Genomic DNA, 15647 nt, shown 5'->3' with positions numbered 1-15647 from the left:
CATAGCCCTTGCCTGCCACCTTGCAGTCGCCTTCCTGCTGCGACGCATTTCGTCGCTTTCTCACCATCGGCGCCCTTGCGAAAGCAAATGCGAATTCTTTACACTTGCTTTACATTTACAAATCATTACTATTCGTGACTTCCAAAATACAACAAAGAGTCACCTGTAATGGCAAAAAAGTCTGTTGCCCCGGCATCCATTTCCATGCTTGGCTTGCTGGTAGTACCTGCTGTTCACGCAGCCGTTCAACCTGACTCACAGGGTTCCCTGGCCCTGCCCGCCACTGCCGTCACCAGCGCCTACGAGCAGCAAAGCTACAAGGCCAGCGAAAGTCGCAGCGCCATGAAGATCGACGCCCCACTGCGCGACATCCCGCAGACCGTCAATGTCGTGCCCGAAAGCGTGATCAAGGACCAGGGTGCGCAGTCGATGGAAGACGTGTTGAAGAACGTGCCAGGCGTTGGCTTGTCCAACGGTGACGGCCAGCGCGACCAGGTGACCATCCGCGGCTTCAGTGCCATTGGCGACATGTACATCGACGGCGTGCGCGACGACGCCCTGTACTTCCGTGACCTGTCCAACATCGAGCGGGTCGAGGTGATCAAGGGCCCTGCCGCCGTGCTGTATGGCCGTGGCTCTTCGGGCGGCCTGATCAATAGCATCAGCAAGAAACCAAGCTTCACGCCCAAGCGCGAAATCGGCATGAACTTCGACAGCGAAGGCAAGCGCCGCACCCAGTTCGACACCGGATGGGCCGACCCGCAAAGCAACCAGGCCTACCGCGTGACCGGTGCCTTCGAAGACAGCGACACCTTCCGCGACGATGGCTACATCGACCGCAAGGCCATCGCGCCATCGGCCTACTTCCGCCTCTCCGACGACCTGGAACTGAACCTGGGCGCCACCTACCTGTACGACAAGCGCCTGATCGACTTCGGCATCCCGGCGCTGGGCAACCGCCCGGTGGATGTGGACCGCGACAAGCGCTTCGGCTCCGGCGATGCCGACCAGGACTACGCCCGCAGCGAAGTGTTCTCGCTGACTGCCAGCCTGGACTACCGCATCAACGACGACTTCACTCTGACCAACACCAGCCGTTACTACCGTTACGACCTGGACCGCAACAACACCTTGGCCGACAGCAGCCCGACGCGCTTCGTCACCGCGCCCGACGGCGAATTGCTGGTCAAGCTCAACCGCGGCAACGTCGCCCGCGACGAGTACGGCATGTTCAACCAGACCGAACTCAAGCAACAGGCGCAACTGGCCGGTATGCAGCACAACCTGCTGTATGGCTTGGAAGTAGGCTTCCAGGACAAGCACCAGCGGGTGCTGAGCCAGAACAACGTGGCCCAGGTGCCGGTGTACCGCGACGCACTGGTGCCGGTGCCGGAGCACGCCGCCAATCTGTCGTCCAAGGGCACCAACTTCCAGCAGACCACCGGCCTGTATGTGCAGGACATGATCGAACTGAACGAGCACTGGAAGGCCCTTGTCGGTGTACGTTATGACATCTTTGGCCAGGAGTACGACGACGACCGCGCGCAGAACGTCGACCTCGACCGTACCGACAAGACCTGGAGCCCACGTGCCGGCCTGGTCTACCAACCGGATAACATCCAGTCGTACTACGTGTCGGTCAGCCGCAGCTACCAGCCTTCGGGCGAAGTGTTCGCGGTCAGCCCGACCAACCAGCACCTGGAGCCGGAAGAAACCACCAACTACGAAATCGGCGCCAAGTGGGACCTGCTCGACAGCCGCCTGTCGGTGACCGCAGCAGTATTCCGCCTCGAGCGCACCAACATGAAAACCGCCGACCCGGCCAACCCCAACCTGACCGTGCTAGCCGGCGAGCAGCGCACCGACGGCTTCGAAGCCACCGTCAGCGGGCAGCTCACGGACAAGTGGCAGATCTACGCCGGCTACGCCTACCTGGATGCCGAGATCACCAAGTCCAACAGCAAGACCAACGGTGTGTCCAACGAAGGCCAGACCCCTACCCTGACGCCGCGTAACAGTGCCAACGTCTGGCTGGTGCGTACCCTGACCCCGGAATGGCGCGTGGCTGCCGGCGCCAACTACGTCGACGAGCGCTACACCGCACTCGACAACGTGGTAGTGATGCCGGGCTACACCACCTTCGACGCCGCACTGCTGTACAGCGTGCCGCAGTGGGATGCTGCGTTGCGCCTGAAGAACGTATTCGATCGTGACTATTATGCGTCCGCGCACGGTTCGGTAGACCTGATCACCCCGGGAGCACCACGTACCCTGGAAGCCAGCTTCAACTACCGCTTCTGATCGCTACGCCCGCGGGGGCTCTGCCTTGGTGCAAGCCCCCGCTGTATCTGATACAACACAAGCGTTCACCGCTTCGCTTGAATGCAATATCCTGCTCAGTTAATGGCACCGGCTTTGCCGCTGTTCGCCGGTAAAACCGCCCAACAGGGACAGCACCTTTCTGACGATTGCAGAGTCCTGCCCATCAATGTGGAGAACCTATGAGCAGTAAACCGAATCGCCCATATACGCCCTGGGCGCTGGCTACCCTGCTCGCCTTCAGCCTGGTGCTAACCGCCGGCTGTTCCAGCAAGGCGAGCAAGGCCCGGTATGCGACGCCCGCAACAGGCTCCAACTGCTTCGCCAAAGCCGTCCCCACCACCGGCGAAGGCGGCCTTGCGTGGGGCAATACCCTGAGCATTGCCCGGCAGAAATCGCTGAACAACTGCGTGCGCTATGCAAGCCGGTCAGGGGGCACACCCAAGACTTGCCAGGTGGTAATGGCCAAGTGCAAGAACTAAATATATATAGACGAAACATAAAATAAGATATTTCCTACAAACTTATCCGCATTATTTATCCCTCCTGAAGGCTGTTCGAGCAGCCATCGACTCACTCAAATATATCCTTACACTTTCGACCTCGACTCAAAAGCGTTAGTCGAGGCATTGTCTTATCATTGTCGCTCGGCAACCACGCCTAACCTTGGCAATTAGAGGCAAGCACTTTCCTCCAACACACAGTCCGTCAAAAAATAAGAGCGCGGTCCCCCACAGGATAGCGCAGGTTGAAGAGATGAAACAACTGCGCATCTCGGGAAGCCGAACGGTATCAATCGAACTGACCACTACCGTGCGTGTGAAACCCAACTTTCTCGGGTTACTGACAGCAGGCGCTGGCGGTGGGTTGAACGCGGGGATGCCGGAGGGCTTTATCTACACTCTAAAGCGCACGAACGCCTCCATAGGCCGATAGAGCTATGGGCAAGCAGAAGTATTTTTGGCACAAGAGAAAACGATGGAGAGGTCCGCTCCGAGATAAAATTAGATTACCAAGGATTTCTCCCAGGCTTCGCCAATATCAACGAAGAGCTTGAGTCCTGGCATATTCAAGACTACGCCCCCATTGCCCTGACGGCTGAACAAGCAACACTCCTGAATCTTGAAGGACTTACTACAAGGTTGAGTTCAGACAATCACTGGCAAACACCAGATTGGGCAACAATCATACATAGCCATGTTTACGAGGGTATCGCCACTATAGAATTCACCGTGCTGCTAAAAGACTTCATCATGGGACAAAGCCAATGGTACGGTACATTGAAAGCCTTGGATTTCGACAACACCTCAACCTCCTTACCAACGGAGCCGACTTGCCACATAACTTCCACAGGACTTATCTTACATTACAAGCTCGATAGAGCCAGAACAAGAAGCGCCACACTATCGATAAAATACCATCCTAATCAAGGCTTATCCCCTAGCGCTAATTCAATCTCAACCATTTACATCGAGAGATAGTGCCATGGCCACAGCATGGCTATTTAGCCCGCACCAAAAAACTGATATAAAACCAAAAATCCATGGACAGATATCCAACCTAACCAACTCAATAGCAGAGTTGAGAAATCCATGGGTTTCCGACTCAGTGTTCATGGCCAAGATGTATACCGCAACTATTTTGTTCATAGCACTTGTATCCTGCACAGGCTTTATGAACCACACGATCAATTACAAACAGGATGGCGCATATGTATTCATTGCAATACAACTTCTCGGCCCCCTTCTTTTCATACCATTCTTAGCCTACCGAATATTCTTCATAAAAAACCTCTCTGACATATACTTCAATAGACTCACCCAAAAAATCTATTACAAAAGAATAAACAGACTCATAATCTTTGATTGGAACAACATTGGAGGCGGTGTATTCAAACGCACCGAGTTCGGTGGTTCATCCTTCAGCACGAGCTACGCCCTCGCCTTCGCCCCTCGCCGAGAAGACGGCAGCCTCCACCAGAAAGATTGCCTCTGGGTCGACAGCAACGAACCCACCGAACCCGGCGTCAAGCACGTTGCCGAAGTCTGGGAATACCTCCGCCACTTCATGGATCACGGCCCGGACAAGCTCCCCCCGCCCGGCGAATCCAACTGGTGGCACAAGCCGCTGCATGCCATCTGCCTGACCCCGGCAGAGGCCTGGCGCCACTACGCCCCCTGGCGAACCGGCGAACCCGGTGAAATGCAAGGCAAGAAGAACTGGCAACTGCCGTTCTGGGCCGTGCTGTTCCCTTACAACCTCTCCGTCGCCATCTGCTGGTACGGCGTCTGTCGGCTGTTCAACGTCCGGGCGGCCCCACCACCAGCAGAAGCCTTCGAAGAGACCACTGTCGAACCAAGCAAAAGGAAGCGCAAATGAAACCCATCGTACTCGTAGGTCACCGTCATAGCTGCCCGCTCCATGGCGAAGGCACCGTGGAAACAGGCGCAAGCGCAACATTCGTCGATGGCAGGGCCGTCGCACGTGTGGGCGACCGCATCAGTTGCGGTGCCGTCATCGAAACAGGCGCTGCCTGCACGATCATCGAGGGACAACCCGCGGCCAGGGAAGGAGACACAACCAGCCACGGAGGAACTCTGGTTGAGGGAGATCCAGGCTGGCTCATTGATTAACAGCATAAGCCAGCCACCTGGAAGATAGTGGTTACAGCTGGCATCAAATCCCGGACATAAACAGGCCATAGGCTGAAGCCTGTCAGTCGAGCATTCTGGGCCGCCCTGCGGCCCATCACCGGCGAGTCGATTTCCACAGGTATGCCCCTACCAGCTCACAAAATATTGCCGGGTAGGAATAAACTTACATAAACAACTAAAAACCAAACAAACCCAATAACGGCAACACCACCCCAGGCACCGAAAAACATTCACAAATTATTTCTTTACTTGCATTCCCCCTTAACACCAACTAACACTACATCCATCAACCGTTGGAGAAACGACATGTCCAGACTTGCTGAATTTCGTGCACTCGAGCGCCTTCTCGCTGCCAAAAAAAACGAACTCTCCTTCATAAAAATCAACCCCGACCTAAAGCGCGAGTTTGAATTCGAAAGCAAGCTCCACGCGCTGCTTGATGAATACCAATTCGACTTGTCTCATGTCCTGGCCATCAGTGAATGTGACAGCTATAAGACTCAAAACCCGTGGTTACCACCTCCACCACTCCCACGCTTCAGGTCGCGGCAAAGCAAATACTACGTAAACCCGTATACCGGTGAGGTGGTAGAAGCAAAAAGCACCTCACACAAAACCCTTCAAATGTGGATTCAGCAATACGGCCGCCTGGAGGTCGAACGCTGGGCAACGGTATGGTTCTGATTGCTCTGGCGACAATTTATGCCCCACCCCGAACACGACCAGCCTGCGGTAGTGAGCAACAAGCGGCCACGCCATCTCCTCCCTATATACGTTGAGCCGTTGCATCACCCGCAGGCCAACGCAACCGTTCGATAACCGAACACTAGCCCTTCCCTTGAATTGACGCTGCCGTCCCCACTGCTCACCATGCACCGGCCTTGCGTGCCCCCCTGCCTGGGACCCGGCCACGTATCCGTAGCACCGCAGCTGAATACAATTTCAAGAAACGAGCAGTTTATGAACCACTCCAGGATCACCCCCGCCGCCCCCCGAATGCCCCAGGGTTCGATCGGCGACAAGCTTCGCGGCGCCTTCGGCGTCGGCAAAACCCGTTGGGGCATGCTTGCCCTGGTGTTCTTCGCCACCACCCTGAACTACATCGACCGTGCCGCGCTCGGCATCATGCAACCCGTCCTGGCCAAGGAAATGAGCTGGACGGCGATGGACTACGCCAACATCAACTTCTGGTTCCAGGTCGGCTACGCGGTCGGCTTCCTGCTGCAGGGCCGGCTGATCGACAAGGTCGGGGTAAAACGCGCGTTCTTTTTCGCCGTGCTGCTGTGGAGCCTGGCCACCGGCGCCCATGGCCTGGCCACTTCGGCCGCCGGCTTCATGGTCTGCCGCTTCATCCTCGGCCTGACCGAGGCCGCCAACTACCCGGCTTGCGTGAAGACCGTGCGCCTGTGGTTCCCGGCGGGCGAGCGGGCCATCGCCACCGGCCTGTTCAATGCCGGCACCAACGTCGGCGCCATGGTCACGCCGGCCCTGCTGCCGCTGATTCTGGCAGTGTGGGGCTGGCAGGCCGCGTTCATCGCCATGGGCAGCCTTGGCTTGGTGTGGGTGGTACTGTGGCTGCTTAAGTACTACAACCCTGAGGATCACCCACAGGTGCGCCAGAGCGAGGTGGAATACATCCAGCAGGACGACGAGCCCGAGCCGACCCGCGTACCGTTCCGCCGCATCCTGCGCCTGCGGGGCACCTGGGCGTTCGCGGTGGCTTACGCGATAACCGCGCCGGTGTTCTGGTTCTACCTGTACTGGCTGCCACCGTTCCTCAACCAGCAGTACAACCTGGGCATCAATGTGACCCAGATGGGCATCCCGCTGATCATCATCTGGCTGACGGCGGACTTCGGCAGCATCGGCGGTGGCGTCCTGTCTTCCTGGCTGATCGGCCGCGGAGTGCGCGCCACCACGGCGCGGCTGGTGTCGATGCTGATCTTCGCCTGCACCATGGTCAGCGTCACGCTTGCCGCCAACGCCAGTGGCCTGTGGGTCGCGGTGGCGGCCATCTCGCTGGCGGTGGGCGCACACCAGGCATGGACGGCGAATATCTGGAGCCTGGTGATGGACTACACGCCCAAGCACCTGGTGAGTACGGTGTTCGGTTTCGGCAGCATGTGCGCTGCGATTGGCGGAATGTTCATGACGCAGATCGTCGGTAGCGTACTGACCGCTACCCACAACAACTATGCCGTGTTGTTCACCATGATCCCGGCGATGTACTTCCTGGCGCTGGTGTGGATGTACTTCATGGCGCCGCGCAAGGTCGAGAGCATCTGAACGCGCTGGCCACTTACCTCTACGGGGCCCTCGCGGGCCCTTTTTTTTTGATCAATCTGATACACCCACTGTGTGAGGTCGCGCCTGAGTCAAGATATGCGCCGTACCTGTGGGAGCGGGCAAGCCCGCGAAACAGGCGGCGCGGTGGATGGCACGGGCTTCGCCCGTGTTCGCGGGCACGCCCGCTCCCACAGGGATCGCGCCACCTTTTAGAAATTGAGCAAGACAGTTGCTCCCCAAGGCCCCTGCCAGGTCAGTGAATCAGGTGCAGCTTGTGGCAGCGGGCGTGCCCGCGAACATGGGCGAAGCCCGTGCCATGCGCCGCGTTCTCTCAATCAGACTCTGGCCAACACTGCCATGGCCTTCTCCAGCGCCATGCGCGCACGCTGTTCGCCACTGATGCCCTGCTGAAGCAACTGCCGTGTGGGGATTTCCAGGCTCAACGGCACATTTGGCGGCAAGCCACGCAGCAAGCCGACCAGGTCGGCATCGCCCTCACCCGGGAAGCGCCGTTCATTGCGTGCCTGGCGCAGGATCTCGTCCATGTCGGCCGGCACCGGGCCGGCAACGTCGCACAGCTGGGCATAGCGCATGCGCTGCGGCGCCAGCTGCGCCAGGTCGCCGAATGAAGACCCGGAGCGGTTGAAGTGGAAGGCATCCACCAGCACGCACCCATTGGCGCGGCCGGCGTTGGCCACCACCCGCATGGCCTGGCGCAGGTCACGCACATCGGTCCAGGGCATGAACTCCAGATGCGGGTGAATACCATAAGCCAGCGCCAGGTCGCACAACGCGGCAAAGCGCTCGCTCAAACGCGCCTCATCCGGGTCGTTGCCAGCCACCAGTAGCTCCGTGCCACCCAGCTCGGCACCCACCGCCAGAATCGGCTCGAAATCGGCCACGCAGGTTTCCGGCTTCAGCCGCAGTATTTCCAGGTCGAGCACCTGGATGCCGGTGTCGCGCAGGCGCGCCCGGGTTTGCCGACGCAGGCCGGCATCGGCCACCAGCGGGAAATGCTGCTCCTGATCGGTGGCGGGCACCAGGCGCAGGCCTACATGGCTATAGCCGGCGCGGGCCGCTGCCTCGACCATGTCCGGCGGGGACAGTTCGAGCACCGTCAGCGCCGCCAAGGAGAAAATTCGCTCAGTCATTATCGTCACCAGACACCTCAGGCAATGTGCTCGGGCGCACAGGCCCGGCCAGTTTCCGCTGCCTGGCGGATCGCCTGGATCAGCGCCAGGGTGCGGCCACCGTCGGCGGCATCGATCAGCGGCGCCTGCTCACCCCGGGCAACCCGCACGAAGTGCTGCAGTTGCAGGGTCAATGCCTCGCCGGCGGGGATGCGTTCCTCGCTCTGCAACAACGGCGTATGCCAGCCCGAGCCCACCTCGGCGTAGTGCCAGCGCTTGAGTTGCGGAATGCTCAGCGCCCCTTGGGTGCCGGCCAGCAGGTAGCATGGCTGGCCATCCTGACGTGGGTACACCGGGCTTTCGCCGGAATCCAGCTCCCAGCTCCACGGTGCGGCCACCGCGTCGGAGCCGGTCAGGCTGCCCAATGCTCCATTGGCAAACTGCAGTAGCACCGCGGCGCTGTCTTCGTTGGCAAAACCGCGCACATCGTTGCGGGTGAACGCCTGCACCTGCACCACCTCACCGCACAGGTGGCGCAGCAGGTCGAGGTCATGGATCAGGTTGGTCAGCAGGAAGCCAGCACCCGGCTCGCGGCGCCAAGGGGTTTCAAAGTAACTGTCGGGCTTTTGCAGTTGCCAAAGCGCGGTGACGTTGATCAGCCGGCCCAGCTTGCCGTCGCTGATTACCTGGTGGGCCTTGGCGATCAGCGGGTTGTGCCGGCGGTGATGGCCGACCAGCACCGGCACATTTTGGCGGCGCGAGGCTTCCACCAATGCGCGGACTTCATCCAGATGCACACCCACCGGCTTCTCGACCAGCACCGGTACGCCAGCCTCGACGCAATCCAGGGCGGTGGCGACATGCAGGTTGTTCGGGTTGGCGACAATCACTGCCTCGGGGCGCACGCGCTCCAGCATCTGGCGGTGGTCGGCAAAACAGGGCACGCCGCATTCGGCCGCGAAGGCCTCGGCCTGCGGACCCGGGTCGGCCACAGCGCACAGCTGGGCCTGCGGAACACTGAGCAGATGCTGGTAATGCTGGCGGCCCATGATGCCGGCGCCGATCAGGGCAATACGAAGGGGTGCGTTCAACAGCCTGTCCTCTTGTCATTGTTGTCATATGGATTCTGAAACTTCGTTCCATAATCTATATTCAACAATTTAGAACCATGTTCAGCTTTTCAGAAGAACCGGCAGAACAGACTGTGCGGTAATCGACCGGAAATGCACCCTCAGGCGAACAACTCGCTGGCCCGGCTGGCCGCCGACAGTTCGTCCGCCGCCGCCAGCAACAGCGGCGCCAGCTCTGCCAGGCGGGTTTGCGCCAGGCGCGCACTGGGCCCGGCGATGCTCAGTACTCCGATCACCTCATCACTTTGCGGGCGGCGCACCACCGCAGCCAAGGCCGAGGTGCCAATCGCCGAGGTTTCCTCGACCCAGGCATAGCCGCGCTCGCGGGCGCGGTGCAAGTAGGTAAGCAGCTCATCGGTGGAGCGTGGCGCATTCGGGCCGAACTGCGCCGGGTCGGCAATGCCCTGGCGCAACACCATCTGCAGCGCTTGGTCATCGTCCAGGCTGGCCAGCCAGGCATGCCCGGAGGCGGTATAGAACAGCGGCGCGTCGCGGCCCATGTCCGGGTCGTAGCGCAGCCCGGAGCGGGCGCCCTGGGACTTGGCGATCCAGGTCTGGCGGGCACCGTCGATCACGCCAAGGCGCACCAGTTCGCCGCTGTCCTGGGCCAGGCGGTCGAGTATGGGCTGGATAATGTCGGCACCGCTGCTGGCCAGGTAACGAAAGCCCAGCGCCACCAGCTTGGCCGACAGCTGGTAGCGGCTGTTGTCACGGTTCTGCCGCACGTAGCCCAGCCGCACCAGCTCGGTGAGCATGCGATGGGCGGCGCTTTTGGGGATGTCCAGGCGCTCGGCCAGGGTTTGCAGCGGCAGGCCTTGCGGCTCACCGGTAAGGCTTTCTACAAGACTGAAGGCGCGTTCGATCTGACTACCAGCCATGACACAGGTCCCTGAAATTTTTTGCGAATTCTAGAAGATGATTCCACACCGGCGGTAGCTGTCGCCGCTGGCACGGCAGGAACTGTCCGGTTATCGCCCGCTACTTGCTCGCCAGGGCCGTCACACCCTTGCGGCACGATTGCCTGCCAATAAGAATGTGGAACCTTGTTCCAATAACAATACAGGAAACCCGCAATGCCTTGCGCTCCCTACGAAACCGAATGCGATGTACTGGTCATAGGCTCTGGTGCCGCCGGGCTGGCTGCGGCGGTGACGGCTGCCTGGCATGGGCAGAAGGTGATCGTGGTGGAAAAGGAACCCGTGTTCGGCGGCGCCACCGCCTGGTCCGGCGGCTGGGCCTGGGTGCCGCGCAACCCGCTGGCACGCCGGGCCGGCATCGAGGAAGACATCGAGCAGCCGCGTACCTACTTGCGCAATGAGCTAGGGGCGTACTACAACGCCGAGCGTGTCGACGCCTTTCTCGAGGCGTGCCCGCACATGGTGGCGTTTTTTGAAAAGCACACGGCGCTGCAGTTTGCCGACGGCAACGGTATCCCCGACATGCATGGCGACACACCAGGCGCTGCCGAGGGCGGGCATCAGGTGATCGCCGCCCCCTATGATGCCCGCGAGGTTGGCGCGCTGCTGCCACGCCTGCGCAAGACCCTGCGCGAGACTTCGTTCATGGGCATGCCGATCATGGCCGGTGCCGACCTTGCCGCGTTCCTCAACATGACCCGCTCGCCCAAAGCCTTGCTGCACGTGTGCAAACGCTTTGGCCGCCACCTGTGCCATCTGGCGCGGTATGGCCGGGCGATGCACCTGGTCAACGGCGTGGCGCTGGTGGCCCGCCTGGCCAGGTCGGCACAGGACCTGGGCGTGCGCCTGCAGGAATCGGCGCCGGCCAAAAGCCTGCTGGTCGAGGATGGCCAGGTGCGCGGGGCGCTGGTGGCTACCCCACAAGGCGAGCAACTGATCCGTGCCAAGGCTGTGGTGCTCGCGGCGGGTGGTTTCCCCAACGACAACGCCCGGCGCCGGCAACTGTTCCCGCGCGATGCCAGCGGCCATGACAACCTGGCCCTGCCCCCCAAGGGTTGTTCGGGCGACGGCCTGCGCCTGGGCGAGTCGGTCGGCGGCGTGGTCGCCATCGACCTGAAGTCGCCGGTGGCCTGGGCGCCGGTTTCGCAAGTACCGCACCGCGACGGCAGTGTTGGCCACTTCCCGCACATCATCGAGCGCGGCAAACCGGGCATCATCGGCGTGCTGGCCAACGGCAAGCGTTTCGTCAACGAAGCGCATGGCTACTACGACTATGTGTCAGCGATGATCGCGGCGGTGCCACAGGGCGAAGAGGTGTGCTCGTGGCTGGTCTGCGACCACCGTTTCCTGCGTCGTTATGGCCTGGGGCATGCCCGCCCGGCGCCGCTGCCGGTGTGGCCGCACCTTCGCAGCGGCTACCTCAGGGAAGGTGCAACCCTTGAGGATTTGGCCCAGGCCTGCGGCATCGACCCGGCAGGGTTGCGCGCCACGGTCAGTGACTTCAATCACCATGCGCGCAATGGCCAGGACCCGGAGTTCGGCCGTGGTTCCACACCGTTCAACCGCAAGCAGGGGGACCCGCAGCACAAGGGGCCCAACCCTTGCGTGGCGCCTATCGAGCATGGGCCGTTCTATGCGGTGAAGGTACAGCCCGGCTGCTTTGGCACCTTTGCCGGGCTGCGTACCGACGGCAGTGCCCGGGTGCTGGATGAGGCCGGGCAACCGATCGCAGGCCTGTATGCGGCGGGTACCGACATGGCCAGCGTGTTTGGCGGCTGGTATCCGTCGGGTGGCATTAACCTCGGCCCGGCGCTGACCTTTGGCTATGTGGCCGGGCGGCATATTGCCGGGGTGCAGGAGTATGAATGAGGTGAGCGATCACTGATGGCCGTGCCATGTGGGAGCGGGCTTGTCGAGGCGTCGAACCGCGCAAACACGGGCGAAGCCCGTGCCATCCACCGCGGTGTCTTCTTCGCGGGCTTGCCCGCTCCCACAGGTACGGTGCAAGGTCCTGTGGGAGCGGGCGTGCCCGCGAAGAGGCCAGAGCATGCAACACATGACTGCTGCTCCAGACCAAAGTGCTGCGCCAATTGGGCAATTCAGGCCGGGCAACGCATCTGCCCCAACCAGTACGCCACATCCACCTCGTCGATCTGCTCGGCACGCAGGAAGCGCTCGGCATACTGGCGGTACACCCCACTGCTGAGAAACAGCTCCAACAACTGCCCGTCAATGTGCCCGTCGCGAGCCATGCCCACCAGGATCTTCACCGACTCGGACAAAGTCTTCGGCGCCTTGTAAGGCCGATCGGCCGCGGTCAGCGCCTCGAAGATATCGGCAATCGCCATCACCCGCTCGGCAATGCCCAGGTCCTGTTCGCCCAACCGGCGCGGGTAACCGCTGCCGTCCATTTTCTCGTGGTGGTTGCCAGCGATGTCCGGAACACGCTTGAGGTGGCGCGGGAACGGCAAGGCGCTGAGCATGATGATGGTCTGCACGATATGTTCGTTGATCTTGAAGCGCTCCTCATCATTCAGCGTGCCGCGGCGGATCGCCAGGTTGTACAGCTCGCCGTAGTTACTGGCGCAGGCTGGCAGGCGCATGTCGAAGCCCCAGCGGTTGCGCGGGTCGCCCTTGGTCACCGGCGGCTTGCGGGGGCCCCAGGGCACGCAATGCTCAGGCCGGTCCGCCAGGAGTGGTTCGTCAACCGGCAGCGCAGGCGCTGGCTGGTCGGCAAAGCGCTCCGCCTCATCACGGGAAATGCCCAGGCGGTTGTCGAAGTGGCGCTGCCAGCGTTGCTGGCCAATCTGCTGCAGGCGCTCGATGTCGGCGTCGTGCATGAACTCGCCGCCGATGTTTGCCTGAGCGACGAAGGCGAAGTCATCCTGCAGCTGCGCCTGGCTGCGCGCCAGGGTGGCTTGCAGCGCCTGTGGATCGCCACCGCTGGCCAGGCCTTGCCAATAGGCCAGCCCGGCATCCCGCCAGAGCACCTCGAAACGCATGCGTACCTCGTGGATACGGTTGTACAAGGTTTCCAGCTTGGTCGCCTTGTCCACGACATATTCGGGGCTGGTGACCTTGCCACAATCGTGCAGCCAGGCCGCCACGCGGAATTCGTAGCGTTCGGCAGCAGTCATGCTGAAGCTGGCGTACGGCCCACTGTCGGCCGCCACCGCCTGGTCCAAAAGCATCTGCGCCAGTTGCGGCACCCGCTCGCAGTGGCCGCCGGTATAAGGGCTCTTGGCATCGATGGCGTCGGCCAGCAGTTTGATCATGGCATCCAGCAGGCGTTGCTGGGCTTCGGCCAGTTGACGCGTCTCGATGGCCACCGCCGCCGCCCCGGACAGCTCCTCGACAAAGCGTCGGAACGGTTCGCCTAACTGCTCGCGCGCCTGTTCATCGTCCAGTTGCAGCACCAGGATGCCCAGCAACGCCTGGCTGCGGTCATTCAACACCACGGCCAGGCTGCGTTCGTGCAGGCCAAGGGTCTGGATCACCGCCGCGGCCAACTGCTGCCGGGCCGTTTCATCCACGGCCAGCTCGCCCGGGTACTGCTCGCCGCGGCACGAGGCGGCCAGGCGCAGCAATGCGTGTTCGGCATCGAACAGGTACACCACGCCGGCATTGACCCCTGCGGCTTCCACCAGATGGCTCAACACACCGTCGAGCATGCGCTCCAGGTCGCGCTCGCGGCTGAGCGTGAGGGTAATCGCTTGGAAGCTGCGGATGGTGCCGGACATGCGGCTCAACACGCGGCTCAGTTCGCGCACCTCGGACACCCGCGAGCGCACCCCAACGTCGCGGCTGAAATCAAAACCGGCCAGGCCGTGCACCTGTTCGGCCAGCCGCCGCAGCGGGCGACCGATACGCCGACCGAGCACACCACCGAGCACCAGCAGCACGGTAATCAGCACTGCGGTCCAGAGCAGCTGCTCGAACAGCACCGTGCGCGCGCCGCTCAGCAATTCCTGGCCTGGCACGGCAATCAGCACCTGCAGGTCCTGCCCGGCCAGGTTGGTCAGTTGCACACGCATGCCATACCAGGTCTGGCCGTCGACCTCATAAGCCTGCGGCCGGGTGCCTTGCGGCAGGTCGGCGTAAAGGTGCTGCAGGCTGGGGATGCCCAGTTCACCGATGCGCGACAAGCGCACGGCCTGCCCTTCGTGCACGATCACCCGTTGCAGGTCCGGGTAGGCCACCACGCTGCCCTGGTCGTCGACCACGACGATCTCGGTACCGGGAGTCATGCGCAGGCCCTGGGTCTCGCTGGCCAGGTCGTCGACCGAAACGTCCATACCGATCACCGCCCCGCCGTCGACGCTGCGCTGGGCCATGGTCAGGCCGATCTCGCGGGTGGTGAAGAATACATAGGGGTGGGTCAGCACCGTGGTGGGTTGGGCGCTGGCTTCGACAAACCACGGGCGCGCACGCGGGTCGTAGCGGTATTCGGGCCTGGCCTGGGCCTGCAGCAGGTTCAGTGCGCGGTCGTAGAAACGCCATTCACCCTGCACCGCCCCACCCTCGCGGCTGATGCTCTGCACCAGGAATGCCGTGCCCGGCGGCGCAGCAAAACGCTGCAGCAGCTGCGGGTCGCGCAGGCGGCGCACCAGCAGGAAATCACCACTGGGGTAACCCATGTAGGCAGCACTGAGCATGCGGTTGGCTTCCAGCGTCTCGACCAGTTGCGGCAAGCTTTGCAGGCGCTGTGCCGCGTTTTGCGCTGCCGGGTTGTGGGCGAGCAGGCGGATACTGCTGTGCACCGGGTCGATCAGGCGCCGGGCGCGCTCATCGATGGTCTTGCCAATTTGCTGGGCAGCATCACCCGCTGCGGCCACCAAGGTCTGGCGAATGCTGCGATAACCCTGCCAGGCCAGGGCAGCGCCGAGTAGCAGCATGCCTAGTACGATGGCAAGCGCCACCAGCCACTGCAGCGAAATGCCACGTTCGGCGTTGCCAGTAGCACGACCATTCGACACGCAGCCCATCTCAGGTACTCCATGTATGGCGGTTTGACGGGGCAGCCAGGACGATCATGCAGGCCGAAGCCATTCGCAGGCAGTAAGACGGGGGTGTAGTGGCACATAGCCCTACCCCACCATGGCAGCAGTGTAGAGCGGACCCGAGCTTTCTGCCGGGTTGGCAACGAAAATTAACGCAACGCCATGAATGATCCGGGCACCGCGTCGCCTGCTTCGCGGGCTTGCCCGCCCC

Annotated in this window: 11 protein-coding genes; 7 read left to right on the top strand and 4 right to left on the bottom strand. The window is 61.7% G+C overall.

Annotation, left to right across the window (positions count from 1 at the left end; genetic code table 11):
- Window positions 1-168 precede the first annotated feature (168 nt).
- The 6 genes from CAF70_RS06365 to CAF70_RS06335 all read left to right on the top strand — a co-directional run bounded on the left by CAF70_RS06365 (window position 169) and on the right by CAF70_RS06335 (window position 7259).
- A complete protein-coding gene (locus CAF70_RS06365) occupies window positions 169-2301 on the top strand; it encodes a TonB-dependent siderophore receptor (protein ID WP_178076360.1) in 2133 nt (710 codons plus the stop codon).
- A gap of 200 nt (window positions 2302-2501) precedes the next feature.
- Window positions 2502-2801 (top strand): hypothetical protein, encoded by a 300-nt coding sequence (locus tag CAF70_RS06360; RefSeq protein WP_085623468.1) that lies wholly within the window; start codon window positions 2502-2504, stop codon window positions 2799-2801.
- 1003 nt (window positions 2802-3804) lie between these two features.
- The gene (locus tag CAF70_RS06350) at window positions 3805-4698 is read left to right on the top strand and encodes a DUF6708 domain-containing protein (RefSeq protein ID WP_085623470.1); all 894 of its coding nucleotides are present in this window, start codon (window positions 3805-3807) and stop codon (window positions 4696-4698) included.
- Window positions 4695-4952 (top strand): PAAR domain-containing protein, encoded by a 258-nt coding sequence (locus CAF70_RS06345; protein ID WP_085623473.1) that lies wholly within the window; start codon window positions 4695-4697, stop codon window positions 4950-4952. Before CAF70_RS06350 ends, CAF70_RS06345 begins: the two co-directional genes overlap by 4 nt.
- Window positions 4953-5279: 327 nt before the next feature.
- Window positions 5280-5657 carry a histone-like nucleoid-structuring protein, MvaT/MvaU family gene (locus tag CAF70_RS06340; protein WP_085623475.1) on the top strand — a complete coding sequence of 126 codons (378 nt, stop codon included), beginning with the start codon at window positions 5280-5282 and terminating at the stop codon, window positions 5655-5657.
- Window positions 5658-5933: 276 nt separating this feature from the next.
- Complete coding sequence (locus tag CAF70_RS06335; protein ID WP_085623477.1) at window positions 5934-7259, top strand: MFS transporter; 1326 nt, start codon at window positions 5934-5936, stop codon at window positions 7257-7259.
- Between the two features lie 335 nt (window positions 7260-7594).
- Here the strand turns inward: CAF70_RS06335 and CAF70_RS06330 are convergent, their stop codons facing one another.
- The 3 genes from CAF70_RS06330 to CAF70_RS06320 all read right to left on the bottom strand — a co-directional run bounded on the left by CAF70_RS06330 (window position 7595) and on the right by CAF70_RS06320 (window position 10397).
- The gene (locus CAF70_RS06330; RefSeq protein WP_085623479.1) at window positions 7595-8410 is read right to left on the bottom strand and encodes a sugar phosphate isomerase/epimerase; all 816 of its coding nucleotides are present in this window, start codon (window positions 8408-8410) and stop codon (window positions 7595-7597) included.
- 17 nt (window positions 8411-8427) lie between these two features.
- Window positions 8428-9480, bottom strand: a complete 1053-nt coding sequence (locus tag CAF70_RS06325; RefSeq protein ID WP_085623481.1) for a Gfo/Idh/MocA family protein — start codon at window positions 9478-9480, stop codon at window positions 8428-8430.
- A gap of 140 nt (window positions 9481-9620) precedes the next feature.
- A complete protein-coding gene (locus CAF70_RS06320; RefSeq protein ID WP_085623484.1) occupies window positions 9621-10397 on the bottom strand; it encodes an IclR family transcriptional regulator in 777 nt (258 codons plus the stop codon).
- A gap of 195 nt (window positions 10398-10592) precedes the next feature.
- On the opposite strand from CAF70_RS06320, the gene CAF70_RS06315 reads away from it, so the two are divergent.
- On the top strand, window positions 10593-12305 hold the full coding sequence (locus CAF70_RS06315) for an FAD-dependent oxidoreductase (protein WP_085623486.1): 1713 nt from the start codon (window positions 10593-10595) through the stop codon (window positions 12303-12305).
- A 230-nt stretch (window positions 12306-12535) separates the two neighbouring features.
- On the opposite strand, the gene CAF70_RS06310 is transcribed toward CAF70_RS06315, so the two are convergent.
- On the bottom strand, window positions 12536-15421 hold the full coding sequence (locus CAF70_RS06310; RefSeq protein ID WP_085623488.1) for an HD domain-containing phosphohydrolase: 2886 nt from the start codon (window positions 15419-15421) through the stop codon (window positions 12536-12538).
- Window positions 15422-15647 lie beyond the last annotated feature (226 nt).

Origin of the sequence: Pseudomonas sp. B19(2017) (genome assembly GCF_002113165.1) — a bacterium.
In the GTDB taxonomy this organism is placed as follows: domain Bacteria; phylum Pseudomonadota; class Gammaproteobacteria; order Pseudomonadales; family Pseudomonadaceae; genus Aquipseudomonas.
This window is presented reverse-complemented; position numbering and strand designations above follow the sequence as displayed.

What these genes read in the sequence shown, in the direction of transcription:
- CAF70_RS06320 (WP_085623484.1), bottom strand. Translation starts at nt 10,397, where the DNA reads ATGGCTGGTAGTCAGATCGAACGCGCCTTCAGTCTTGTAGAAAGCCTT.
- CAF70_RS06315 (WP_085623486.1), top strand. Translation starts at nt 10,593, where the DNA reads ATGCCTTGCGCTCCCTACGAAACCGAATGCGATGTACTGGTCATAGGC.
- CAF70_RS06350 (WP_085623470.1), top strand. Translation starts at nt 3,805, where the DNA reads ATGGCCACAGCATGGCTATTTAGCCCGCACCAAAAAACTGATATAAAA.
- CAF70_RS06335 (WP_085623477.1), top strand. Translation starts at nt 5,934, where the DNA reads ATGAACCACTCCAGGATCACCCCCGCCGCCCCCCGAATGCCCCAGGGT.
- CAF70_RS06310 (WP_085623488.1), bottom strand. Translation starts at nt 15,421, where the DNA reads ATGGGCTGCGTGTCGAATGGTCGTGCTACTGGCAACGCCGAACGTGGC.
- CAF70_RS06360 (WP_085623468.1), top strand. Translation starts at nt 2,502, where the DNA reads ATGAGCAGTAAACCGAATCGCCCATATACGCCCTGGGCGCTGGCTACC.
- CAF70_RS06330 (WP_085623479.1), bottom strand. Translation starts at nt 8,410, where the DNA reads ATGACTGAGCGAATTTTCTCCTTGGCGGCGCTGACGGTGCTCGAACTG.
- CAF70_RS06345 (WP_085623473.1), top strand. Translation starts at nt 4,695, where the DNA reads ATGAAACCCATCGTACTCGTAGGTCACCGTCATAGCTGCCCGCTCCAT.
- CAF70_RS06340 (WP_085623475.1), top strand. Translation starts at nt 5,280, where the DNA reads ATGTCCAGACTTGCTGAATTTCGTGCACTCGAGCGCCTTCTCGCTGCC.
- CAF70_RS06365 (WP_178076360.1), top strand. Translation starts at nt 169, where the DNA reads ATGGCAAAAAAGTCTGTTGCCCCGGCATCCATTTCCATGCTTGGCTTG.